Source organism: Bartonella japonica (assembly GCF_040545385.1).
GTDB classification, from domain to species: Bacteria; Pseudomonadota; Alphaproteobacteria; order Rhizobiales; family Rhizobiaceae; genus Bartonella; species Bartonella japonica.
In genome coordinates this window covers 37,833-63,353 of sequence record NZ_JBEPLT010000006.1, presented here as the reverse complement: position 1 = coordinate 63,353, position 25,521 = coordinate 37,833, and the positions used below count along the sequence as shown (strand labels likewise).

Here is a 25,521-nt window from a genome sequence, read left to right as displayed (position 1 = left end):
TTATAATGATTGATTGGTTTTTTATGAGCATATCACATCCAGACACTGTCCTTATTATTGATTTTGGTTCACAAGTGACACAACTTATTGCTCGGCGGGTGCGGGCAATGGGTGTTTATTGTGAAATTATTCCTTTTCAAATCGCTTTAGAAAGCATCAAGCGAATAAGACCTAAAGCTATTATTTTATCAGGAAGTTCTTATTCAGTTCTTGATAATGATTCGCCGCGTGCCCCGATGGAAGTTTTTGAAATTGGTGTTCCTGTTCTTGGTATTTGTTATGGTGAACAAGTTATGTGTGTTCAGCTTGGAGGGAAAGTTGAAGCAGGACATGAACGTGAATTTGGACGCACTTTTTTGGAGGTGCAAGAAGAGAGTGCCCTTTTTGATGATGTATGGGAAAAAGGTTCTTGTTATCAAGTCTGGATGAGCCACGGTGATCGTGTGACGGCTTTACCAGAGGGGTTTCGTGTCATAGGAACGTCAAAAGGTGCTCCCTATGCTGTTATTGCTGATGAGAAAAGGCGCTTTTACGCATTGCAGTTTCATCCTGAAGTTGTGCATACACCGGATGGTGCAAAACTTTTGCAGAATTTTGTTCATAAAATTTCTGGTCTTAAAAGCAGTTGGTCAATGGCTTCTTATCGTGAGCAGGCAATTGCTACGATACGACAACGAGTTGGGAACAGTCGTGTTATTTGTGGTCTTTCAGGTGGTGTGGATTCATCAGTTGTGGCTGTGCTTCTCCATGAAGCAATAGGAGACCAACTGACATGTATTTTGGTAGATCATGGGTTTATGCGCAAGAATGAAGCTGAAGAAGTTCTTACACTATTCCGTGACCATTATAATATTAAACTTATTCACGTTAATGCTGCCAATATGTTTCTTAATGCCTTAAAAGGTGAAACAGATCCAGAGAAAAAGCGCAAAACGATAGGTCGCCTTTTTATTGAGGTTTTTGAAGAAGAAACTAAAAAAATCGGAGGTGCGGAATTTTTAGCACAGGGCACGCTTTATCCAGATGTTATTGAAAGTGTTTCAGCCATTGGTGACGGGGTAACAATTAAAAGCCATCATAATGTAGGGGGGTTACCGGAGCGGATGAAAATGAAACTTGTAGAGCCGCTGCGTGAGTTGTTTAAGGATGAGGTTCGCTCGCTAGGGCGAGAGTTAGGATTGCCTGAGAAGTTTATTGGTCGCCATCCTTTTCCGGGTCCAGGTCTTGCAATTCGGTGTCCAGGAGCAGTTACACGTGAAAAATTAGAAATTTTACGTGAAGCAGATGCTATTTACCTTGATGAAATTCGTAAAGCTGGTCTTTATGATGAAATTTGGCAGGCTTTTACTGTTCTTCTTCCTGTTCAAACTGTCGGTGTGATGGGTGATGGACGCACTTATGAGTTTGTATGTGCTCTTCGTGCAGTGACATCTGTAGATGGAATGACCGCTGATTTTTATCCTTATAATATGGATTTTTTAAGCAAAACAGCAGCACGCATTATTAACGAAGTCAGGGGGATTAATCGTGTTGTGTATGATGTAACTTCAAAACCTCCAGGTACCATTGAGTGGGAATAATTTAAATGGAATAAAAATCTTTTAAGAAGAGAGTCTTATTCAAAATTGGATATTTGAGCCGGTAAACAGGAGAAGACAGTTTCTTAAAAAGATTATTATTTATCAGGTTATGATGTCTCAAAATCATAACCTGATTATGTGTTATCTAATATCGTTGGAAATGAAGAAGTTTGGAGTTTTGCATGTCCGAGAAAAAAATTGTTGCACATCGTGGTGGAGCTCATCTTCATCCTGAAAATACACTTTCGGCATTTCGTCATGCGATTGCATTGGGAGTTGATGAAATTGAATGTGATGTGCATCTCCTTAAAAGCGGTGAAGTGGTAGTATTTCATGATTTCGGTTTAGAACAATTGGTTGGAAAAACAGGATATATTCATGATATTGATAATGAAACACGCAAACAACTCTGTGTAAGAGGAAGTGCTGAAGCTCCTCCTTTACTAGAAGAAGTTCTTGATCTTTTGGGACCAACCAATGTTGCACTGCATCTTGAAATTAAAACATGTGGTGAAGTTGAGCGTGAGAAAATTTTATCCCAAAAAGCACTTGAGTTAATAAAAAGTCGAAATTTGGCAGAACGGGTTTCTGCAATTAGTTTTGATCCTGTGAGTCTTCATCCTTTTATTGAAGCGGGAATAGCATCTGGTCCATGTATTGATAGTTTTGAAGGTGATATGTACCATCATTTTTGTGAATGGAAGAAATTGGGCTATTCTGATCTGAGTTTAGATGGTTCCATTGTCACACGAAACTTTATTGACGCTGCACTTGACGCTGGTTTTACTGTAGGAGTATGGACAATCAATGGGAGGGCGCGGTTATCACATTGGCTTGATATGCCTGTACATTATATTACAACAGATCAACCTGATCTTGCTTTACAATTACGGGAACAAAGATAAAATTCATCTATAAGAGTAAAGCAACATTCCTTAATAAAAGTAAGATTGATGAAAAGTATTTTCTTCTGTAGGCATCATGTGTTTAATATTTTAAATTAGAGAAAGCTTGAATTTGAAGTGCTTAAGTTCCATAAAAGAAGAAATCTTTCAATTATGTAGCATTTATTGTAAAGATGTTGATCATAGTTATGCAGTCTTTTCCTTTTTGGGTAAGAAAGAAAGATAAAGATGCTGTTTTTGCTCTTCATATTTTGGGGGAATGTATCTAGACATAATCTTTATCAAAAACAGCTTATATTTTTAAAAAGACTTAAAGAAGCATAGATGTTTACAATCACATTTCAATGCCTATATGTGAGAAAAAAAGCAAGATTTTTCTTACAATATTATAATATAAGTTGGGCACTATCATTTTATTTATTAGCTTCTAATTTATTTGCTTACTTTTCATGTATTGATATGATAGCTCTTGCACTGAGATAGTTCACAAGAGATGTTTTTAGTCTTTTCTCAAGTGATTTTATGCATACACAAATTCCACAGTGACGTGTGAATAGTTTTGATTGATTCATCATGAAAAGGATTTAAAATAAAAGGATCTTACTATTTTTAGTATTGCACATTTAAGAAGAAAAAGGTGAATTGTTGTTATAAATCAATATGTTGATACAGAATTAACTTGTATGGTAAATCATTTCTGTTTTTTCAAATTTTACTTCTTATACTGGTTTTATTTATATTTTTCTGTGCAGAGATAAACACAAAACAAAAGAGTCTTCACCATCATAATTCTTAGTAAGTTTTTCAAAAATTCGATATAAGAATCTTCATTTCATACCAAGATATATGATAGTGGGGGTGTCATGTTACTTTCTTAAAGAAAAGGGGGATATTAAGCTACTTTTATTCACAACAAAAAGATTCTCTTAATAAAACAATGAGTAAGACTTTTAGTTATCAAGAAAACTCCAGAAATCATTTCTCAATAAACCGGTAAGTTTTCTGTAAATCCTTTATTATCGGTATAGGACTTTTTCATGATAATGTATTGAATTATTTTAAAATGAAGGCTTATCCGTATTTATTTCAAGGTTTTTGAGAGACATAAAATCCCGTTTACAATCTACATTTTTACTTGATTTAATTATTACTTGTGCGTTTTCCTGTGGTTTTGTTAAAAGTATGGAAATTTTGATGAGGAACAGTAAAACTTAATGCTTGACCATAGTCGTTTGTGAGGCGTTCTTTGATTTCAATGGTAAAGATGACGTTATTCCAACGTGTTAAAACATGACACCCTGTTCCGATAGGTTTGATAAGCTCAATTTGTGTGTGGAAAGTCGGTCCTTTATCTGGATATTCTCCCAACAAGATTACTTCTGGTCTAAATGCTAAAAGATCAGTTTCTTTACTACAAGAAAATGAACGACCTAAGTGTTGTTCTAAAATTTGGCGATCAAGAAAATTCATAGGAGGAGAACCAATAAAATCAGCAACAAATGTTGTTGCTGGATAATCATAAATTTCCATTGGTGTTCCAGTTTGCTCGATAGCCCCTTTATTCATGACAACTATTCTATCAGCTAATGTCATGGCTTCTAGTTGGTCGTGGGTAACATAGAGGCTTGTTGTACCCAATGAGCGCTGAAGAGTCTTAATCTCAATACACATCTGCGCACGCAATTTTGCATCAAGATTTGAGAGGGGCTCATCAAAGAGAAAGACACGTGGTTGACGCACGATGACTCGCCCCATAGCAACACGTTGACGTTGACCTCCGGACAATTGTCGTGGTTTACGATCAAGAAATGGTTCTATTTGTAAAAGCTTTGCAGCTTGTGTGATCCGCCTATTTATTTCATCTTTGGGAGTTTTACGATTTTTGAGACCATATTCTAAATTTCCACGCACTGTCATATGGGGATAAAGTGCATAATTTTGAAAAACCATAGCGATATCACGATCGGCTGGTTCACGATTATTGATACGTTCGTTATCAATATAGAGTTCACCTGAGGTGATTTGCTCAAGTCCTGCAATAATGCGTAACAAAGTTGATTTTCCACATCCTGAGGGACCAACAAGGACAAGAAGTTCCTTATCGGCAACAGTGAGGTTTAAATCGTCGATGACCAGAATGCCGTTGTCATACTGTTTTTTTATATGCGATAACTGGATTATGGCCACAATCACTTCTCCGTTTCAATAAGACCTTTGACAAAAAGCCGCTGCATACAAATAACAACAAGAATAGGCGGCACCATGGCAACAACTGATACTGCCATGAGTATATTCCATTGAGGATCATGTTGAATTGATTCAACAATAAGTTGTTTTAAAATGATAAGAATAGTTTGATGGTTTTGATCAGTCGTAACAATAAGAGGCCAAAGGTACTGTACCCATCCATAAATAAACATAATAATAAATAAAGCAGCGATATTACTTTTGCTAAGAGGAAGAAGGATATCTTTAAAAAATTTAAATGGTCCTGCGCCATCAACACGAGCTGCTTCTAAGAGTTCATCTGGAACAGTCAAAAAAAACTGACGAAATAAAAATGTAGCAGTTGCAGATGCAATAAGTGGAATAATCATTCCGCCATAAGTATTGATCATGTTTAACTGTGCAACAATTGTATATGTTGGAATAATACGAACTTCCACTGGGAGCATCAATGTGACAAAGATGAGAGCAAAAGCAATTTTTCGGAAAGGAAAGCGCATGTAAACAATTGCATAAGCAGAAAAAAGTGAAATAATAATTTTTCCAATACTAATACCAAGTGCCATAATGAGTGAATTCATTAAGAGTGGCCAGAGATTGGGCAAACCGAGTTGTTTAAGCCCATCACCAAAGATAGTTTTATAGTTTTCTAGAGCATAATTCCCCGGTAAAAGAGGCAACGTTCCTGAGCTGAATGTTGCAGAACTATGAGTTGATGCAATGATAGCGATATAAACTGGAAAGCAAATAATGATAATGCCAACGATGAGGATTATATGGGTTAGAAATTTCAAAATAGGGCGATTTTCAACCATAATTTGTTTCCTAATACTGTACGCGTCGTTCAATCCAGCGGAACTGAATAAATGTTAAGATAATAACCATCAACATCAATATTGTTGATTGCGCCGCTGATGCACCGATTATTTGATTTTTAAAGCCATCGTCATACACTTTGTATACGAGAGTGTTTGTTGCACGTGCAGGGCCTCCAGAAGTTATGTTATCAATGATACCAAATGTATCAAACATAACATAATGGATATTGACGATAAGAAGAAAAAATGTAGTAGGTGAAATTTGTGGAAAAACTACGGTCCAAAATCGTTTAAAAGGACCTGCACCATCAATTGCTGCTGCTTCTATTTGAGAACGTGGAACAGATTGAAGCCCCGCAAGAAAAAAAAGAAAATTGTAGGAGATTTGTTTCCAACTGGCCGCAATGACAATAAGGATCATTGCCTGAGTGCCATTAATCCGATAGTTCCAGATAATTCCTATTTTCTCTAGAAGGAAAGGGATAATTCCAATAGTTGGATGGAAGATAAACAACCATAATATTCCAGCCAGTACTGGAGCAACGGCATAGGGCCAGAGCAAAAACGTTGTATAGGCTTTTTTAGCACGGATGACACGATCAACACAGACAGCAAAAAGAAGCGCTATCGTCATTGAAGTGACAGTAACCGAAATGGAAAATACTGCGGTTGTGAGAAGCGATTTCAAATAATCAGGATCAGAGAGAATTGTCACATAATTTTCAAAACCGATAAAGGTTGTTGTGAATCCAAAAGGGTCTTCACGCTCAAAGGATGACTTTATTGCCTGAGCAGCAGGCCAAAAGAAAAACAAAAAAGTTACGATGAGCTGAGGAAAAAGCAGCCAGTAGGAGAGTAAACTATTTTTGAAATATGCGTGCTTTTCTTGCATTTGTAGGGTTCTTTAAAATACAGAGACTTAAAAAGATAAAAAAATCACTGAAAAAACTCAACTGTTTAGTTGAGTTTTTAATCTTTGAAGACAATAATAAAACCTTAATGATTGGCTTTCTCAAATTCACGTAAAAGTTTATTACCACGTTTAACAGTTTCATCTAATCCATTTTTAGGTGTTTTAGAGCCACTAAGGACAGCCTCTAGTTCTTGGTCAAGAATGGAACGAATTTGCGGTAAATTACCAAATCTTATACCTTTTGAGTTAACAGTTGGTGGGTTAAGAGTAATCTGTTTAATGGCGATATCTGCGCCAACATTTTTTTCATAGAAACGTTGTTTTTTTGTCAGTTCATAAGCAGCTTTTGTGGTTGGCAGGTAACCTGTTATTTGATGCCATTTAGCTTGATTATCAGCTTTTGAGAGAAATTTAAGAAAAGCAGCTGCTCCTGCATATTCTTGAGGAGTACGACCTGTTAAAGCCCAAATGGAAGCACCACCGATAATCGAATTTTGTGGTGCACCTTCTACATCATCATAGTAAGGTAGCATACCAAATCCAACATTAAATTGCGCTTCAGAAAGGATTCCTGCACGAGATCCTGAAGATTGCATAAAGATTGCGCAATTTTGTGTCATAAACAGGGGGGCTGCATCTAATGCGCCAGAAGGACCACCATAGCGGAAAATGCCTTGATCAGACCATTTTTTCAGATCAGTCCATAGACGTACTTGTAAAGGTCCATTAAAGGTAAGCTTTGAATTGAGTCCACCAAAGCCATTTTCTTCTGTCCCAAAAGGAAGATTGTGTAATGCTGAAAAATTTTCTATACCAATCCATTGAGCTGCATAAGACATTGTAAAACCACAACTTGCTGCTTTAGTTTCAAGAATTTTTTGGGAAAATTTTTCGATATCTTGCCACGTTTTAGGGGGATGCTCTGGATCAAGCCCCGCTTTTTTAAAAATATCTTTATTATAATAAAGGATCGGTGTTGAAGCATTGAATGGCATAGACAACATTCGTCCTTCAACATCAGAGTAATAACCACTTATAGCAGGCAAATAATCTTTAGAATCGAATTCTTGCTTTGTATCGGCCATGAGTTGATAAATGGGATAAACTGCCCCTTTTGCCGCCATCATGGTTCCAGTGCCGATTTCATAAATTTGAGCGAGAACAGGCTGTTGTTTCCCGCGAAATGCTGAAATGAGTGAAATCATACTTTCTTCATATTCACCACGAAATGAGGGAACAACTTTGTATTCAGACTGGCTAGCATTAAAATCATTAATGAGACGTTCAGTTTGTTGTCCTAACTCACCGCTCATAGAATGCCAAAAGCTAATTTTTGTCTGCGCGAAACTTGCTGTTGTCTCACTCAGAGCGATCGTAAAAGCGATGATAGAAAGATAAAAACGATTCATGGTTCACCCTTTCTGAAGTGATGGAATATAAATTCCCCATGGATTTATAGTATTACACATGAACATGCTATGATAGTTTTGTTTCAAAAATATACTGATCCATTTAAACAGGAACCACTAAAAGGTCAAACGAATTTGTTTAAGCTTATCAGTTTTTCTTTATAAGAGCTATTGTATGTTGATGAGATATCAATAAATAGTTGATAAAGATTGTAAAGGTTTAACTGGACAAATTATAAAGGAATTTTAAGGATATAAAGAGTCAATACCATTTAATGAAATCAAAACGCAGTTAGAGCGTTGCAGTATTGGCATTTATGATTTTAAATAGACGTTCAAAGGTTTATTAAAGGCAAGTTTTGACGAGTATTGTTTGTTTTGCATGTTACTTATTTTGTAATTTTTGAACGATAACTTCATGTGAAGTTCTTGATATTCTACTGACTATAACGTTTGCTAAAGTCAAAATTTGATTCATTGAGAGAATATTGCTTTTCAAATTTTCTGTGTATACGTAATAAAATCATACTTTAGATTCAGCTTTTAAAATTTTCTAATAAGCTTTGTTTTAAAGGCAAAGAAACCTTTCAGAGATGATGAACGGTATCTTTGATCTACAATAAAAACAGCTTTTAAATGTTTTTACACAAGTTGTGGCTATCATTATATTTTTTGCAGCTTCCAGTATTACAATAATTTTTGCATTGAGATGATTTGTAGAAAGGCATTTTAGTTCTTAATTTTAAGCGATTTTTGTCCGTACCTTGACTCTGCTGATGATATGCGAGGGAATGAATGGTGTTGATTGATTCATCATGAACAGGATTAAAATGAGAGAATCTGACAACATCCAAGGTTCATATTTAATATTATGAATCATCATAAATTAATCTATTACCAAGAGCAGGAGATTTTGATCGATAAAGTATTTTTCTTCGTGCAAAAATGGAGAAATTATTGTATATATGATATTAGTTTTATGGACAAAAATATTCTAAAATAAACTTTTTTCAAAAATTTGGTATAGTTAAAGCTCTTTTAGGTATGAGATAGGCAATAAAGCGATCCATAATCTTATCTTATTGATGTAATATTCTGCTCATAAATTATCTTAGCTTAAACATTTATGTTACTATTATTGGTAGCATGATAATTTCTAACGATTACGATTTTATTATCTTTGTACAGATATATCTTAGTGTTCTGTAATTGCATCGATAATGGTTTTAACATTATGTTCCATCATATCAAGATAAGTTGCAGCGGGTTCATTTTCATTTGATAATGCATCAGAATAGAGCGTTCCACCGATTTTTAAACCTGTTTCTTTTGAGATTTGTTTTATAAGACGAGGATTAGAGATATTTTCAACAAATAAGGCTGCTGCTTTGTTGGTTTTAATTTGTTTGATAAGTTTGGCTACATCGGCTGCGGTAGCTTCAGCTTCTGTTGAAGCATTTTGAGGAGCAAGTATGGTGAAGCCATATTCTTGAGAAAAATAACCAAAGGCATCATGAGACGTGATAATAGTACGCTTATCTTTGGGTATTGTAGCAATTTTTCTTTTAAGTGTTTCTTGCATTGCTTTCAGTTTTTGGATGTAGGATTCGGCATTTTTATTGTAGCTTGCACAGGATTCTTCATCAATTTCGCAGAAAGCAGTGGCAATATTTTTGACATAAATTTCAACATTAGGGATTGCTTGCCAAGCATGTGGATCAAGATTACTGTGATGATGATATTGTTGGGTACTCTGTTCATGATCTTTATTTTCAAGTGGGGAAATGTTAGCGCTTACTTTGACAAGATGTGCTTTTGTGCCACTTGCTGTAATGAGGCGATCAATAAAACCTTCTAAATGAAGTCCATTGATGAAAATAATATGAGCATTTCTAAGAGCTTGTACATCATGGGGGGTAGGCTCATAAATGTGAGGACTCGCGTTTGGTCCGACAAAAGTAGTTAGAGAAATATGGTTTCCTCCTACGTTTTTGATTAAATCTGCAAGAATAGAAAAGCTCGCGATGACCCTGATTTTATTATGTGCAAAAGCAGAAAATGGAAAAAGGGAAAACAAGAAGAGTGTTCCAAGCAAAACAGGTTTTTGAATAAATTTAAACACATTATTTCCTTAAGTCTGGAAGGGACGTACAAAAAAGGCGGAGAAACCATGCCACGATAAAGCCGCGTGGACTTATGAGGCAGGAAAAAAGATAAATAGATCCAGCAGCAATGATGATAGAAGGACCGGAGGGGAGTGACAGATGAAAAGAAAGCAGTAGTCCGCATATGCTAGCAATGATTCCTAAAAGGGTGGAAAGTATACAGATAGGGCCCAAACGCGAAAGCCAAAAACGCGCTGTAATAGCTGGAATCATCATAATGCCGACAGAAAGTAATGTTCCTAATGACTGAAAACCGCCAACCAAATTCAATACAACAAGTCCGAGCAATGATAGATGAACGTATTTGCTCAAGGGAGAGAGTGATTTAAAAAAGAAAGGGTCGAAGCTTTCTACGAGGAGTGCACGCCATAAAATGTAAAGGCTGCACACTGTAATCGCCGTTATGGTGGTGATCAGGAAGAGGGCTTGTGTATCAAGTGCAAGAACCGAACCAAATAAGAGATGGAGCAGATCTGTCGTAGAGTTTCTAAGCGAAACAATAATGACGCCTGTTGCGAGGGCAATCAGATAAAAGACGGTCATTGAGGCGTCTTCTTTTTGAAAGCTATTTCGTGAAATCAAGGCGGTTGCTAGAACAACAATAAAGCCAGCTAAGATACCGCCAAGTGTCATAGATATAAGCGAGAATCCACAAAAAAGAAAAGCAGCAGCAACGCCAGGGAGAATGGCGTGAGAGATAGCATCTCCTGTTAAACTCATTCCACGTAGCATCAAAAAGACACCAATAGGACAGGCACTGATCGACAGGAGAATTGAGCCGATAAGAGCATTTTGCATGAAGTGGAAATCCATGAAAGGTGCAAGAAAAAATGCGTACACGTATTATAACCTCATAGAGTGAGGATTATTGAGGGGAGAATATTGTTTTAGCACACTGATACACGAAGAGTTAGATATGGGAGGTTGTATAACCTGATAAATGTTGTTGTGGAAAAATTGTGCTGTTTCTCCATAAAAGGCATTTTGTTTATGAATATGAATCATTTGGGGAAAATATTCTTGTACAATGAGAGAATCATGAAGTGCTGCAAGAACTGTCCTCCCTTGTTGTTGCCAGTGCACGATTAACGCTAGAAGATCTTTTTGAGTCTTTTGATCTACACCATTGAAAGGTTCATCAAGCAAGATGATATCGGCATCTTGTACAATGATACGAGCAAAAAGGGCACGTTGTAATTGTCCACTCGAAAGTGTATCCAGTGAACGAGTAGCGAGTGCTGTAAGCCCAACCATTTCAAGTGCATCTTGAATTTTAGAATCATAAGGGCGCTGGTTTTTCCATAATCCACAAAAAGACCACAATCCCGTTTTTATAAGTGTTTTGACATCAATGGGAAATGTTTGATCTATATCACACTGTTGAGCAAGGTAGGCAATCCGACTTTTCTTCGGTTTGGTAATTTCACCTTTGAGAGGTTTGATCAATCCAGCAATGGATTTCAGCAATGTAGATTTTCCAGCACCATTATTGCCTGTTATTGCAATCAATGAGCCAACCTTTAAGTTTGCTGAAAAGCTCTTTATGGCTATTCTATTTATATAGCCTAATGTTGTATGATCGAAATGCAGCACCATAATTCACACCACCTTTATTATGTCTTGGAAAGTTATGTAATAATATAACATTTGTCAATAAAATGTTATATTATTACATATGTTTTAGGCATTAAGATTTTTAGTGGGAAGATCGTGGAAAATTCAAAATAATAATTGAATTTTTCTTGACGAAAGAGAGTGTGTGTATACTATATGTAGTACCAAAACGATTGGTGATTCTAAATAGGCACAAGTGAGGGCATAGTGTGTTTTATTTGACGTCTAAATTATTTCCGTAATGTAATTGCGAAGATTTTATTGACCAAGGATAGAGGAGTGCTTTTTGCTAAGAGGTCTTCTCTTGGGGGAATTTCCTTTCGCTTTTGTAAGTTAGTTTTTGTCATAATAAATAAGGTAGAACTAAGCCTTGAAGAGCTCTCGCTGAGAGCATTAGTTTTTAGACAGTAGGAGGGAATTGTAATGCAAGCTAAGAGTTGTTTTATAACTGAAGAGCTTTATCATTTAAGTTATAGAATAATCGTTTACTCTCATCATAATTTTAAATTTATTTGGTGAGAATTTCCTTGATGTTCAGAAAACTATATGTTGTTTGAACGAGAATATAGCCATATGTGTTTGCGTACGATTTTTGTTTTTTGTTATTCTTGAGTCTCAATGAATTTATCAGAATGAGTATCCTTTAAGGGTTGATTTTTTAAGGTTAGAAAGTTGAAAAAAATGCCGGTCACTATTTATAGCAAGCCATTTTGTGTTCAATGCGATGCAACGCGTCGTGCCTTTGATGCTAAAGGTATTGATTATCGTGTTGTAGATATTTCTCGTGATGAACAAGCATATAGTTTTGTTCAATCTCTAGGGTATCGTCAGGTCCCTGTAGTTGTTTGTGGTGAAAATCATTGGTCCGGTTTTAGACCAGATATGATTAGTGGTCTTTGTGTTTAATGGGACTTCTTGTTTATTATTCGAGTGCAACGGGTAATACAGAATATTTTGTCTCTCAACTGGGGCAAACGCTCCTCAAAATTGATAAAAAAAAGCCGCCTGTGTTGGTTAATGAGCCTTATGTGTTAGTTGTTCCTACTTATGCAGATGGTGAAGGGAGAGGGGCTGTACCAAAAGCCGTTATTCGCTTCCTCAATGAAGAAGGTAATCGCAAATTAATTCGTGGTGTCATTGGTGGTGGGAATCGTAATTTTGGTCGCTATTATAATTTAGCGAGCAAGATCATTTCTGAAAAATGTTTTGTACCTTGCTTATATCGTTTTGAGCTACGTGGAACCGATGAAGATGTTATTTGTGTAAAAAAGGGATTGGAAAGATTTTGGACACAACTAGTATAGAGCAATCACAGAAATCAGGTCAGATCATGGATTATCATGCATTGAATGCAATGCTTAATCTTTATGATGAAAATGGTCATATTCAATTTGATATGGATCGTCTAGCTGCACGGCAATATTTTCTTCAGCATGTTAACCAAAATACGGTTTTTTTTCATAATCTTAAGGAGAAAATAGATTATTTGATAGAGGAAGGTTATTATGAAAAAGCTCTATTTGAGCTTTATGATTTTTCTTTTATCAAAAAACTCTTTAAACGTGCTTATGCATTTAAGTTTCGTTTCCCTACATTTGTGGGAGCATTTAAGTATTATACGAGCTATACTTTAAAGACCTTTGATGGAAAACGCTATCTTGAACGTTATGAAGACCGTGTCTGCCTTGTTGCTTTGTATTTAGCGCAAGGGAATAAATCCTTCGCTGAAACTCTTGTGGATGAAATTATTACAGGTCGATTTCAACCTGCGACACCAACATTTTTGAATGCAGGGAAGAGGCAGCGTGGTGAATTGGTCTCATGCTTTTTGTTGCGTGTTGAAGACAATATGGAATCGATAGGTCGTTCTGTCAATTCAGCTTTACAGCTTTCGAAACGTGGTGGAGGTGTGGCGCTTTGTTTAACCAATTTGCGGGAGGCAGGGGCACCAATTAAGCAAATAGAAAACCAATCTTCAGGTGTACTACCTGTGATGAAACTCTTGGAAGATGCTTTTTCTTATGCCAATCAACTTGGTGCACGGCAAGGGGCAGGTGCTGTTTATTTACACGCACATCATTTAGATATTATGAAGTTTTTGGATACAAAGCGCGAGAATGCTGATGAAAAGGTCAGAATCAAAACGCTTTCTCTTGGTGTCGTTATTCCTGATATTACTTTTGAGCTTGCACGTAATAATGAGGATATGTATCTGTTCTCACCTTATGATATTGAGCGTGTTACAGGGAAGCCCTTTAGCGATATTTCTTTGACGGAGCATTATCGATCTTTTGTTGATAATGCAAAGATTCGTAAAAAGAAAATAAGTGCACGTGTCTTTTTTCAGACATTAGCAGAGATTCAATTTGAATCAGGATATCCTTATATTTTATTTGAAGATACAGCTAACCGAGCTAATCCTGTGGCTGGACGTATAAGTATGAGCAATTTATGTTCAGAAATTTTGCAGGTGAGTGAAGCAAGTGAACTGGAGACAGATTTAACTTATCGCACTGTTGGAACTGATATATCTTGTAATCTTGGTTCAATGAATATTGCAAAAGCAATGGAAAGCAGTGATTTCGGGCAGACAGTAGAAGCTGCTGTTCGTGCTCTTACGGTTGTTTCTGATATGAGTGATATTGCGTGTGTGCCTTCTATTGCGAAAGGCAATGCTGAAAGTCATGCGATTGGTTTAGGACAAATGAATTTGCATGGTTTTTTAGCGCGTGAGAAGATTTATTATGGATCTCCAGAAGCAATTGATTTCACGAATATCTATTTTTATATTGTAACCTATCACGCAATTCGTGCCTCCAATTTAATTGCACGCGAGCGTCAGAAAGTATTTGTAGGGTTTGAGAAGTCTACTTATGCAGATGGCAGTTTTTTTGCAAAATATATTGAGAGAGAATGGAAGCCGCAATTTGCGCTTGTCCAAGAGCTTTTTGCACGTAATAATATCGTTATACCCAACCAAAAAGATTGGCAGGAACTTAAGAATTTGGTTATTGAGTATGGGCTTTATAATCGTAATTTACAGGCTGTTCCTCCAACGGGGTCCATTTCCTATATTAACCATGCAACATCTTCTATTCATCCAATTGCTTCAAAGATTGAAATTCGCAAAGAGGGAAAAATTGGGCGTGTTTATTATCCTGCTCCTTACATGGATAATACGAATTTGAATTTCTACCAAGATGCTTACGAGATTGGACCCGAAAAAATTATTGATACTTATGCTGCTGCTACACAGCATGTTGATCAAGGTCTTTCATTAACATTATTTTTTCCTGATACTGCTACTACGCGTGATATTAACCGAGCACAAATTTACGCTTGGAAAAAAGGTATAAAGAGCATTTATTATATACGGTTGCGGCAAGTAGCGTTAAATGGAACAGAAGTAGATGGCTGTGTTTCGTGCAGTTTATAGGAGGTCATTATATGACAAAGATTACAACAAAGAATCCTGTTGTTTGCGCTGTCAATTGGAATAGATTGCATGATGAGAAAGATCTTGAAGTATGGAACCGCTTAACCGGAAATTTTTGGTTGCCTGAAAAGGTTCCACTTTCTAATGATATTCCTTCATGGTCAAGTTTGACGGAAGAAGAGCGAAAACTAACAATTCGTGTTTTTACAGGTTTGACTCTTTTGGACACAATTCAAAATACTGTAGGAGCCGTTTCTCTTATGGCTGATGCAATAACAGAGCATGAGGAGGCGGTATTGACGAATATTGCGTTCATGGAAGCGGTTCATGCACGTTCTTATTCTTCTATTTTTTCAACTTTATGCTCAACAGTAGAAGTTGATGATGCATTTAGGTGGTCAGAAGAAAATGTTCATTTACAGAAAAAAGCCAGATTAGTGCTTGAGCGTTATGAAGCAGATGATCCATTAAAGAAGAAAATTGCTTCGACTTTGCTAGAAAGCTTTTTGTTTTACTCTGGCTTTTATTTACCAATGTATTGGGCAAGCCGCGCTAAATTAACAAATACAGCTGATCTTATTCGGCTTATCATTCGTGATGAAGCTGTACATGGTTATTATATAGGCTATAAATTTCAATTGGGGTTTGCAAAACTTGATGAATCTAAAAAGAAGGAAATTAAAGATTTTGCTTTTAATTTACTCTTCGACCTTTACAATATTGAATGCAAATATACTGAAGATCTTTATGATGCACTTGGCTTGACAGAAGAAGTGAAGGTTTTTCTTCATTATAATGCGAATAAGGCTTTAATGAATCTTGGGTTTGAAGCTCTTTTCCCAGCAGAAGTTTGCCATGTTAATCCTGCTATTCTGGCGTCTTTGTCACCAAACTCTGATGAAAATCATGATTTCTTTTCAGGGTCAGGGTCTTCTTATGTCATTGGTAAGGCGGTGGCGACAACGGATGATGATTGGGAGTTTTAATGCTGGTATGCGAAGAGAAGGGCGCGGGGGATACCACTGAGGTCTTTGCGCATTTCTAAATGCTGGAAGCCATTCTTTTCAAATAGGTCACAGACATCTTTTTCTTGAGAATAGCCAATCTCGACAGCGATATAACTTTTTGCTTTTAAATAGTTTGCTGCTTCTTGAGCGAGTTTTCGATAAAAATCAAGTCCATCTTTCCCGCCTATTAATGCGCGTAAGGGATCATGTAAACGCACTTCCTTTGCAAGGTTTTTGATATCTTTTTCTGGGATATAAGGTGGATTAGAAATAATAAGATCAAATTGGTCTGTGACAGCGTCAAACCAATTACTAAGGAGAGGTGTAAAACGGTTTGCAACTTCTGCGTTTTCTGCGTTTTGGGTGGCTGTTTTAAGAGCGTCTTCAGAAATATCGACAGCTATCGCATAGGATTGGGGAATTTGTTTGAGAATGGCAATGGCAAGAGCACCACTTCCTGTGCCCATATCAAGCAGTGTTATTTTTTTTGATTTTTTAACCTGTTGTTTAAGGAGTGGTAAAACAAGATCTACGAGGGTTTCTGTATCGGAGCGCGGTTCTAATGTATCGTGAGATAATGCGAAAGATATACCATAAAATTCTCGTTTTCCAATGATCCGATAGACAGGTTCGCCAGCAATACGTCGTTGTATGGCATGTTCTAGTTGTGTGATTTGCTCAAATGATAGGCACATAGTTGGTTGGGAAATCCTATCAGATGCATTGGTATTTGTGACCCATTCAACAAGTATTTTTGCATCAAGATTTGCATTCGGAATCCCATGATCTCGCAATTTTTTTTGCATTTTTAGAAGAATATCATTGAGAGTATGACGGCTCATCCATTATTGTCCATTTCCGCAAGGAGTGCTGTCTGATGATCAGATATGAGTGCATTAATAAGCTCATCAAGATCTCCTTCTAGGATACGATCAAGTTTATACAGCGTAAGATTAATACGATGATCTGTAACACGTCCTTGAGGGAAATTATAGGTGCGAATACGTTCTGATCGGTCACCAGAGCCGACTTGATTTTTGCGGGATGCTGAACGCTCACTTTCTGCTTTTTGTCGTTCTATGTCAAACAAACGCGCGCGTAAAATTTGGAGTGCTCGTGCGCGATTTTGGTGTTGTGATTTTTCTGCTTGTACAACCATAATTCCTGTTGGAATATGCGTGATACGAACTGCTGAATCGGTTGTATTGACATGTTGTCCTCCTGCTCCAGAGGCGCGCATTGTATCGATGCGGATATCTTCTGGACGAATTTCAATATCAATTTCTTCCACCTCTGGAAGGACTGCAACGGTAGCTGCAGAGGTATGGATACGTCCTCCTGTTTCTGTTTCAGGGATGCGTTGCACACGGTGAACACCTGATTCAAATTTCAGTTTAGAAAAAACACCTTTACCTGAAATGGTGGCAATAATTTCTTTATATCCACCAACTTCTCCCTCATTAAGTGAAATTACTTCAGCTTTCCAGTTATGAGAAGCAGCATAACGTTCATACATGCGAAAAAGATCACCAGCAAAGAGCGCTGCTTCTGATCCTCCTGTTCCTGCTCGAATTTCAACAATAGCACTTTTTTCATCAGCAACATCTTTAGGTAAAAGCAGAATCTGGAGTTCTTGTTCAAGTTGTTCCATTTTCTGACATAATAATGAGAGCTCTTCTTGGGCGAGGTTGCGCATTTCTGTCTCTGTTATTTTATCACTGATGATAGTTTCTAGCTCTGTGATTTCTATGTAAAGAGCATTTAGTGTTCGTATAGAATGAACAATAGGCTGTAATTCTGCATATTCAGAAGATAATTTTATATATGTTTCAGCATTTGGACTTTGAACCATTTGACTTTCAATTATTTCAAAGCGCTTTTCAAGCTGTTTCATACGATCTTGTGGCAAAGAAACCATGATAATATTGGCCTAATTTGTTATAACACTTTTTGTTGTCATATTGGTGATTGAATACTTTTTAGCATCAAATAAGAGAGGGTAATAAAGCAGAAAAATTTTTTTGCCAATGAAAACTACAGTTTTTAAGATGAACATATCTAAAATTCGATTTTCACGGGGGAATTTTTGTTTATACATATGGAATTATTGCTTTAAGCATTACGTTTTTTTCCGTAAAGTTCAAGACGGTGATGAATGATATCATAGCCAAGGGATTGAGCAATTTCTTCTTGTAGATTTTCAATGATATCAGAATGAAATTCAATAACTTTTCCTGTTTCTACATCAATAAGATGATCATGGTGTTGCCCGTCTGCTTGCTCAAAACGAGATGGTCCGCCACTAAATGTATGGCGATGAATTTTCCCGTTTCCTTCTAATATTTTCATAGTTCTATAAACAGTTGAGAGCGAAATACTGGAATCGACTTTATGGGCACGCTGAAAAATTTCAAATGCGTTTGGATGATCATTTGTATCAGTCAAAATATCGAGAATAATACGCCTTTGACGTGTTACTCTTAAACCTGCAGATCGCAATTCCTGCTCATAGTTTCGTTTTTTATTCATCTTCTTAATCTATTTGTTTTTTAAACGAAAGCTCCATGACAATGTTTGTATTTCTTCTCTGAACCACAGGGACAGCGTTCATTACGTCCTACTTTTCCCCATGTGGCTGAATCGTTTGGATCACGGTTTTTCGGATTAACCAATCGATTTTCTTTTGACAGTTTCCACAAAGTTGAATGGCTTTCTTCACCTTTATCGTTAAAGACAAAAGAATCAGCATCAGTTTTCTCAACAATGAGTGGTTCTGTAGGGGATTGAGTAATTTCAAAACGCATAAGTTTAGAAGTAACGATTCTACGCAAATTTCTGAGCATAGTCTGAAAAAGTTCAAATGACTCTGTTTTATACTCGTTGAGTGGATCTCGTTGTGCATAACCACGAAAACCAACAACAGATCGTAAATGGTCTAAACTTACCAGATGTTCACGCCATAAAATATCAATAGTTTCAAGCAATATAGCTTTATGAAAATAAGCCATAACTTCTGGAGAGTAGCGTTCAGTCCGCTCGTTTTCAAGTTTAGTGAGAGCATCTGATATGCGTTCTAAAATTTGTTCTTCGGCAATTCCATCTTCTTTTGTCCATTCTTCTACTGGAAGCTCAAGATTGAAAAGTTGATGAATGTCTTCTTGTAGAGCTTTTACATTCCATTTTTCAGAGTATGTTCCAGAAGGGATATAGGCATCTACAAGATCTTCAACCACTTCGTTACGCATTTCAATGATCATGTCTGTTAAATCATCTGCATTCATGATTTCCATACGCTGTTCAAAAATGACTTTGCGTTGATCATTCATGACATCGTCATATTTTAACAAATTTTTACGAATTTCAAAATTTCGTGCTTCGACTTTTTTTTGCGCTTTTTCAAGAGCTTTATTGATCCATGGATGGATAATAGCTTCATTTTCTTTCAATCCCAGTTTTTGCAGCATACTATCCATACGATTAGAGCCGAAGATACGCAGGAGATCATCTTGAAGAGAGAGAAAGAATTTTGAGCGACCAGGATCGCCTTGGCGACCAGAGCGTCCACGCAGCTGGTTGTCAATACGACGGCTCTCATGGCGTTCAGTAGCGATGACATAAAGTCCACCAACAGCTAATGCTTTTTCTTTAAGCTGCTTAACATCTTTTTTTATTTCTTCAATTTTAACAGTCCGTTCTTTTCCATCGGGTATATCCTGTAATTCTTGTCGAATACGCATTTCAATATTACCGCCAAGTTGTATATCCGTTCCACGACCAGCCATGTTGGTTGCGATGGTTAAAGCACCAGGAACTCCTGCTTGTGCAATAATATATGCTTCTTGCTCATGATAGCGGGCATTTAAAACTCTAAAATCAGTAATGCCTTCTTTTCGTAAACGTTCTGCCAATTGTTCTGACTTTTCAATAGACGTTGTTCCAACAAGAATAGGCTGTCCTTTCTCGTGTGCTTGACGGATATCACGCACGATAGCACGATATTTTTCCTCTGCTGTTCGATAGATTTCATCGTCTTCATCAAGACGCTGTATTGGTAAGTTTGTGGGGATTTCTACAACCTCAAGACCATAAATACTACTGAATTCTTCAGCTTCGGTTGTGGCGGTTCCAGTCATCCCCGACAGTTTTCTATACATACGGAAATAATTTTGGAAAGTGATAGAAGCGAGTGTTTGATTTTCTGGTTGAATAGCAACATGCTCTTTGGCTTCTAGGGCTTGATGAAGTCCTTCAGAATAACGCCGTCCTGGCATCATACGGCCTGTAAATTCATCGATAATAACAATTTCGTCATTACGAACGATGTAGTCCTTGTCACGGACAAACAACTTATGGGCTTTAAGGGCGTTATTGATATGATGAACGATTGCAACGTTTTCTATGTCATAAAGACTTTCGCCTTTAAGATGTCCAGCTTGTTCGAGCATTTTTTCAATTTTTTCAGTACCGACTTCGGTAAAAGTTGTTGTTTTTTGCTTTTCATCTATTTCATAGTCTTCTGCAGTTAAGGCAGGAATAAATGTATCAATAAGGTTATAAAAGTCGGTGCGGTCTTCTAAAGGACCAGAAATAATAAGGGGAGTACGTGCTTCATCAATGAGGATTGAATCAACTTCATCGACAATTGCATAATGATGTCCACGCTGGACCATTTGATGGGGATCAAAGATCATATTATCACGTAGATAATCAAAACCCAATTCATTATTTGTTGCATAAGTGATGTCACATGCATAGGCTTCTCGGCGGGCATTATTATCAAGGTCATGAAGGATCACACCGGTTGTGAGTCCCAGAAAATTAAAGATTTTTCCCATTGTTTCAGCATCACGACTAGCAAGGTAATCGTTTACCGTAACGACATGAACCCCTTTTCCTTCCAATGCATTAAGATAAATTGGCAGAGTAGACATAAGTGTTTTGCCTTCACCTGTGCGCATTTCAGCGATGCCACAGTCATGAAGTACCATTCCACCAATGAGTTGTACATCGAAAGGACGCATATCATAGACACGTTTTGCTGCCTCACGGACAGTTGCAAAAGCTTCCGGCAGGAGAGAGTCAACAGTCTCACCTTCTAAGAGACGATTACGGAACTCATCAGTCTTTTGACAAAGTTGCGCATCGCTTAATTTCAGGAACTGTTCTTCTAAAGCATTAATTTGTACGACTCTTTGGCGAAGAGCCTTTAGGCGTCGCTCTTGAGCTGAGCCAAAAAATTTACGAGCAAAAACACCTAAACCGACCATTTCTGGTTCTTTCCTTTAATTGTTATCATTATTTTTGGATACGACATATATTATCCCCATAATTTGCGTTTCCAAGGCATTCTAATATAATTGGACGAAGAAAATATTACCATTACACTTTTCAAAGTGCAATTTTTCACTTCAGGAGAATAGAAATAAGAGGCCAAATGCATCGTGTCAACTTTAGTGATGCTGTTTATTTGATACAATACAAAGTAATTTAGGATATAATACGCTATTTTTTGTATTGTCATGTTTTTTGCAGTGTTAAGGAGGGTTGAATGAACTAAGATAAGGATAAATTGAGATAAAAAGACAAGTTTATGTTTTTTTTTAAATAAAATTATTCATTTATCTATGTTTAGAAATTAAAATATTATGGTAAAGAAAATGAGAATCTTAAATCTGCCTTCATTTTTAAGGAGTATATTTATGAAGTCCAATTTTATCACGCTGTTTTTGGCATCAACTTTATTGGCAAGTACGAGTTTAGGGGTGGTTGCCCGAGAAAGTTTGAATTCATCGTCGAGCGATTTAAAGACTTTGGAAAAAGCTTCTGAAAAAACAGTTCTTCCCTCACATGTTATGGCAGTTATTGATGGGAAGGATATTACAGCAGGGCAATTGGATGAGTTAGCGCTTGAAATAAATCCTAATTTAGCGCGTCTTCCTGATGAACAACGCCGTGTAATGGTTTTAAAAGCTTACTTAGATATGCAAGCACTTGCTAAAGCAGCTATTCAAGTGGGAATCGATAAGAGTGAAGCGTATAATAAACGTATGGCAGTTATGCGTGATAATGTTCTTCAACAGCTTTATTTTAAACAGGCAATTGTTGATAAAATTTCGGATTCTGATTTGGAAGCTCTTTACAATAAAGAAGTTGCTGCTTTGCCCAAAGAGGATGAAGTGAAAGCGCGTCATATTTTGGTCAAAACAAGCAAAGAAGCAGAAGCTATCATTAAGCGTTTAAATAAGGGGGAGAGCTTTGAAGAGGTTGCAAAAAAGAATTCCACTGATGGTTCAGCTGCTGTTGGTGGTGATCTTGGTTATTTTAGCCATGGTCAAATGGTCAAGTCTTTCGAAGATGCTGCATTTTCTTTAAAAGTTGGCGAATATACTAAAAAGCCCGTTGAAAGCCCTTTTGGTTGGCATATTATCAAGGTAGAAGATCGCCGTTTGAAAGAACCTCCTGTATTTGATGATGTGAAGGAGGTCTTGCGCACACAGCTGATAAAAGAGCACTACCAAAAATTAATTACTGAGTTGCACAATAAACTAGATGTGAAATATCCTGATCCCAATGTCATAAAATTGATGCAATCTCTTCATCAAAATGAAACACCGCTTTCGGATGAAAACTCCGATGAGGAAGAAGGGGAATAGTATTAGAGCTAGGCGATTTGAGAGATTGGTTTTATTCAAAAATCCTAGTAGTTGTTTGCGAGAAGTATAGTTTATTTGCACTCATTACATGTGATAAAATTTTATTTATTTGATAGAAAGTGAAGATTGCACAGTGGTTTTAAAAATATCGCCTTTGTCTCCCTCAAAAATACAGGGGCTTCCACCATTGTCGGGTGTGCGTATAGCAACAGCTGAAGCTGGCATTAAATATAAGGGGCGTACGGATCTTCTTTTTATCATATTTGATGAACCAGCGAGTGTGGCAGGTGTTTTTACGCGCTCAAAATGCCCTTCTGCTCCTGTTGAGCACTGTCGGGCATCACTCCTTCATGGGATTGCTAGAGGTGTTATCGTTAATTCTGGGAATGCAAATGCTTTCACGGGACGTAAAGGAAAACATACAACAAATGCAATAATGCGTGCAGCAGCAAGCATTTTGAAGGTTAGAGAAAATGAAATTTTTATAGCCTCTACAGGTGTTATTGGCGAGCCAATGGATGCATCGGGTGTGGTGAATCTTTTACCAAGTATGGCAAAAACAGCAGAAGAAGGAAATTGGTTGGAAGCTGCAAAAGCTATTATGACGACTGATACATTTCCAAAACTTGCTACGCGCAGATTTGACTGTGGGGGAGAGATTGTTACCATTAACGGGATTGCAAAAGGGGCTGGTATGATTGCGCCAGATATGGCAACAATGCTCTCGTTTGTTGTGAGTGATGCGAGTATTTCTTCAGATATACTCCAATCCATGTTATCGGAAGCGGTTCAGGAGTCTTTTAATTCCATTACTGTCGATAGCGATACTTCCACCTCAGATACCCTTATGATGTTTGCGACAGGAAAAGCAAAGGGGAAAATTCCTTGTATTACGAGTCAGTCTGATCCGCGTTATGAGGTGTTTGCAAAGCAATTGAAGGCGCTTTTGCATGAGCTTGCAATACAAGTTGTTTGTGATGGTGAGGGAGCTCGCCATTTAATCGAGGTGAATGTGATTGGCGCGACAACAGATCATGCTGCTAAGATTATAGCTTTATCAATTGCAAATTCACCACTTGTAAAAACAGCCATTGCTGGTGAAGATGCTAATTGGGGGCGGGTGGTTATGGCAGTTGGCAAGGCTGGGGTTGAAGTAGATCGTGATCTATTAGAAATTTGGTTTGGTGAACATCGCTTGGCTATCAATGGTGAACGAGACCCTGAGTATTGTGAAGAGGCAATAAACACTTATATGCAAGAAAAACACATTACAATTCGTGTTGATATCGGTTTAGGCACTGGTAAGGCAACAATTTGGTCATGCGATTTGACGAAAGAATACGTTATGATCAATGGTGATTACAGAAGTTAGCGCATATATCATAAATTTGATATTGGATGTCTTTGATATTTTTTCAGATAGGATGGGAACTGTTTTTTTTTATTTTTGTGGAGGGGGGATATGATAGAAGAAAGCATTATTTTTATTATCCCCGTAGGTGGAGAGATGTATGCCTATAGAAAGTTCGCTTCTTGTTGTTGTTGCATGCGCATTATTAGGTCAAGATAATTGTGTTTTGCTGACAGAGCGCCCTCAGGGCAAATCACTAGCTGGTTTATGGGAGTTTCCGGGTGGAAAGATTGAGCAAGGTGAAACCCCAGAAGTATCATTGATTCGTGAGTTAGAGGAAGAACTTGGTATTCATGTTCAGCAAGGTGATTTATTACCCTTAACATTTGTAAGCCATGCTTATGAGACATTTCATCTCTTAATGCCACTGTATCTTTGTTACCATTATGAGGGGGTAGCACGGGGACGAGAGGGGCAAAATTTAAAATGGGTTTTTATTGGTGATCTTGATCAATATCCAATGCCTGATGCTGATAAGCCGTTAGTGCAAGCATTAAAAAACCTCCTTCTTTAATGTTCTTTAAAGAAGAAAATCCTTTTTAAAATAAGAGGTATTTGTTGTATGAAGTATTGTTAATAAAGAGGATTTTTCCGAATCTACTTCTTAACCATCATTATGATACATTTCTCATGCACAAGGAATTACCAGTGCGCAATGCGTTCGTGAATTTTCTTTAAAGAAACATTTTTCATTGCTTAAAAAGCCCATTTACAACAGTGTATGTTATTGAAACTTCTCAATTGTGATTTTGTAAAATGATTATTTTTATCAATTTTTCACTTTTGATTTTGAAGCAAATATAACCGAACCCGTAACCCCATATATGGTATCTATAGTGAATATTGAAGATACAAATTACAGTGAAGTATTCACTATTGATGAGGGTAATGTTGTAGAATTACTTTTAAAATTTATGAAAAAACAACCCAAAAATTCACGATTCTATGCTCATAATCTAACATATGATTATGCTATTATTAGATCATGGTGTCATTTTAATCCTGATAATAAAATAACCCCCACTAACAATGATTTTATCACTAACAATGATAAAATACTAAAATTACAACTATCATTTAAATCAAAAAAAATTACTCTAGTGGATTCATATCCTTTATTTTTATCTCCTTTAAAAGACGTAATGAAATCATTTACTGATTTAGAGAAAGGAACAACCCCTCTATATGAAACTATAGAAGACGTCATAATAACTAAAAAAGACGTTGATTATTGTTTAAATGATTCAGTAGGTCTAGCAATTGCCATAAAAAAAAGATTCGAATTTGGTAATAATGAAATGACATTAGCATCCGGTGCAAAATCAATTTGGTCAAATAAAATGGCAAAAAATTTTCCAGAATTAAAACAGAAACTTTAAATATA

At 36.9% G+C, this 25,521-nt stretch carries 20 protein-coding genes and 1 pseudogene; 10 read left to right on the top strand and 11 right to left on the bottom strand.

Annotation, left to right across the window (positions count from 1 at the left end; genetic code table 11):
• The first annotated feature begins 23 nt into the window (after positions 1-23).
• Both guaA and ABID39_RS03995 read left to right on the top strand, forming a co-directional pair.
• Positions 24-1,580 carry a glutamine-hydrolyzing GMP synthase gene (guaA, locus tag ABID39_RS04000; protein WP_354186266.1) on the top strand — a complete coding sequence of 519 codons (1,557 nt, stop codon included), beginning with the start codon at positions 24-26 and terminating at the stop codon, positions 1,578-1,580.
• A gap of 182 nt (positions 1,581-1,762) precedes the next feature.
• Entirely contained in the window at positions 1,763-2,485 is a 723-nt protein-coding gene (locus ABID39_RS03995) for a glycerophosphodiester phosphodiesterase (RefSeq protein ID WP_354186264.1), read from the top strand.
• A 1,140-nt stretch (positions 2,486-3,625) separates the two neighbouring features.
• Here ABID39_RS03995 and ABID39_RS03990 read toward each other — a convergent pair.
• From ABID39_RS03990 to ABID39_RS03960, 7 genes are all read right to left on the bottom strand, one after another.
• A complete protein-coding gene (locus ABID39_RS03990) occupies positions 3,626-4,672 on the bottom strand; it encodes a sn-glycerol-3-phosphate import ATP-binding protein UgpC (protein ID WP_354186262.1) in 1,047 nt (348 codons plus the stop codon).
• A 2-nt stretch (positions 4,673-4,674) separates the two neighbouring features.
• A complete protein-coding gene (gene ugpE, locus ABID39_RS03985) occupies positions 4,675-5,526 on the bottom strand; it encodes a sn-glycerol-3-phosphate ABC transporter permease UgpE (RefSeq protein WP_354186260.1) in 852 nt (283 codons plus the stop codon).
• A 10-nt stretch (positions 5,527-5,536) separates the two neighbouring features.
• Entirely contained in the window at positions 5,537-6,421 is an 885-nt protein-coding gene (gene ugpA / locus ABID39_RS03980) for a sn-glycerol-3-phosphate ABC transporter permease UgpA (RefSeq protein ID WP_354186258.1), read from the bottom strand.
• A 104-nt stretch (positions 6,422-6,525) separates the two neighbouring features.
• On the bottom strand, positions 6,526-7,851 hold the full coding sequence (gene ugpB / locus ABID39_RS03975) for a sn-glycerol-3-phosphate ABC transporter substrate-binding protein UgpB (protein WP_354186256.1): 1,326 nt from the start codon (positions 7,849-7,851) through the stop codon (positions 6,526-6,528).
• Between the two features lie 1,195 nt (positions 7,852-9,046).
• Entirely contained in the window at positions 9,047-9,973 is a 927-nt protein-coding gene (locus ABID39_RS03970) for a metal ABC transporter solute-binding protein, Zn/Mn family (protein ID WP_354186254.1), read from the bottom strand.
• Between the two features lies 1 nt (position 9,974).
• Positions 9,975-10,856, bottom strand: coding sequence for a metal ABC transporter permease (locus ABID39_RS03965; RefSeq protein ID WP_354186252.1), 882 nt, complete (start codon positions 10,854-10,856; stop codon positions 9,975-9,977).
• Positions 10,857-10,859: 3 nt separating this feature from the next.
• On the bottom strand, positions 10,860-11,612 hold the full coding sequence (locus tag ABID39_RS03960) for an ABC transporter ATP-binding protein (RefSeq protein ID WP_354186250.1): 753 nt from the start codon (positions 11,610-11,612) through the stop codon (positions 10,860-10,862).
• 699 nt (positions 11,613-12,311) lie between these two features.
• Here ABID39_RS03960 and nrdH point away from each other — a divergent pair.
• The 4 genes from nrdH to nrdF are packed head-to-tail and all read left to right on the top strand — an operon-like array spanning position 12,312 to position 16,052.
• Positions 12,312-12,536, top strand: a complete 225-nt coding sequence (nrdH, locus tag ABID39_RS03955; protein WP_354186326.1) for a glutaredoxin-like protein NrdH — start codon at positions 12,312-12,314, stop codon at positions 12,534-12,536.
• Complete coding sequence (nrdI, locus tag ABID39_RS03950) at positions 12,536-12,934, top strand: class Ib ribonucleoside-diphosphate reductase assembly flavoprotein NrdI (RefSeq protein WP_354186248.1); 399 nt, start codon at positions 12,536-12,538, stop codon at positions 12,932-12,934. The genes nrdH and nrdI overlap by 1 nt, the downstream gene beginning before the upstream one ends.
• A complete protein-coding gene (gene nrdE / locus ABID39_RS03945; protein WP_354186246.1) occupies positions 12,916-15,066 on the top strand; it encodes a class 1b ribonucleoside-diphosphate reductase subunit alpha in 2,151 nt (716 codons plus the stop codon). The genes nrdI and nrdE overlap by 19 nt, the downstream gene beginning before the upstream one ends.
• A gap of 11 nt (positions 15,067-15,077) precedes the next feature.
• Entirely contained in the window at positions 15,078-16,052 is a 975-nt protein-coding gene (gene nrdF, locus ABID39_RS03940; RefSeq protein ID WP_354186244.1) for a class 1b ribonucleoside-diphosphate reductase subunit beta, read from the top strand.
• Here the strand turns inward: nrdF and prmC are convergent.
• The 4 genes and pseudogenes from prmC to secA all read right to left on the bottom strand — a co-directional run bounded on the left by prmC (position 16,049) and on the right by secA (position 21,340).
• Positions 16,049-16,915, bottom strand: a complete 867-nt coding sequence (prmC, locus tag ABID39_RS03935; protein ID WP_354186242.1) for a peptide chain release factor N(5)-glutamine methyltransferase — start codon at positions 16,913-16,915, stop codon at positions 16,049-16,051. The two genes, nrdF and prmC, sit on opposite strands and share 4 nt — an antisense overlap.
• Positions 16,912-17,991, bottom strand: coding sequence for a peptide chain release factor 1 (prfA, locus tag ABID39_RS03930; RefSeq protein WP_354186240.1), 1,080 nt, complete (start codon positions 17,989-17,991; stop codon positions 16,912-16,914). The genes prmC and prfA overlap by 4 nt, the downstream gene beginning before the upstream one ends.
• Before the next feature lie 194 nt (positions 17,992-18,185).
• Positions 18,186-18,684: pseudogene (locus tag ABID39_RS03925) on the bottom strand (Fur family transcriptional regulator).
• Positions 18,623-21,340, bottom strand: coding sequence for a preprotein translocase subunit SecA (gene secA, locus ABID39_RS03920; RefSeq protein WP_354186238.1), 2,718 nt, complete (start codon positions 21,338-21,340; stop codon positions 18,623-18,625). Before secA ends, ABID39_RS03925 begins: the two are co-directional and overlap by 62 nt.
• 432 nt (positions 21,341-21,772) lie before the next feature.
• Here secA and ABID39_RS03915 point away from each other — a divergent pair, with 432 nt between their 5' ends.
• The 4 genes from ABID39_RS03915 to ABID39_RS03900 all read left to right on the top strand — a co-directional run bounded on the left by ABID39_RS03915 (position 21,773) and on the right by ABID39_RS03900 (position 25,516).
• Positions 21,773-22,726 carry a peptidylprolyl isomerase gene (locus ABID39_RS03915; RefSeq protein ID WP_354186236.1) on the top strand — a complete coding sequence of 318 codons (954 nt, stop codon included), beginning with the start codon at positions 21,773-21,775 and terminating at the stop codon, positions 22,724-22,726.
• 133 nt (positions 22,727-22,859) lie between these two features.
• The gene (argJ, locus tag ABID39_RS03910) at positions 22,860-24,098 is read left to right on the top strand and encodes a bifunctional glutamate N-acetyltransferase/amino-acid acetyltransferase ArgJ (RefSeq protein WP_354186234.1); all 1,239 of its coding nucleotides are present in this window, start codon (positions 22,860-22,862) and stop codon (positions 24,096-24,098) included.
• Positions 24,099-24,237: 139 nt separating this feature from the next.
• Positions 24,238-24,651: an 8-oxo-dGTP diphosphatase MutT gene (mutT, locus tag ABID39_RS03905; protein ID WP_354186232.1), complete on the top strand. Its 414-nt coding sequence runs from the start codon at positions 24,238-24,240 to the stop codon at positions 24,649-24,651.
• Positions 24,652-24,973: 322 nt separating this feature from the next.
• Positions 24,974-25,516, top strand: a complete 543-nt coding sequence (locus tag ABID39_RS03900) for a DNA polymerase (RefSeq protein ID WP_354186230.1) — start codon at positions 24,974-24,976, stop codon at positions 25,514-25,516.
• The last annotated feature ends 5 nt before the right edge of the window (positions 25,517-25,521 follow it).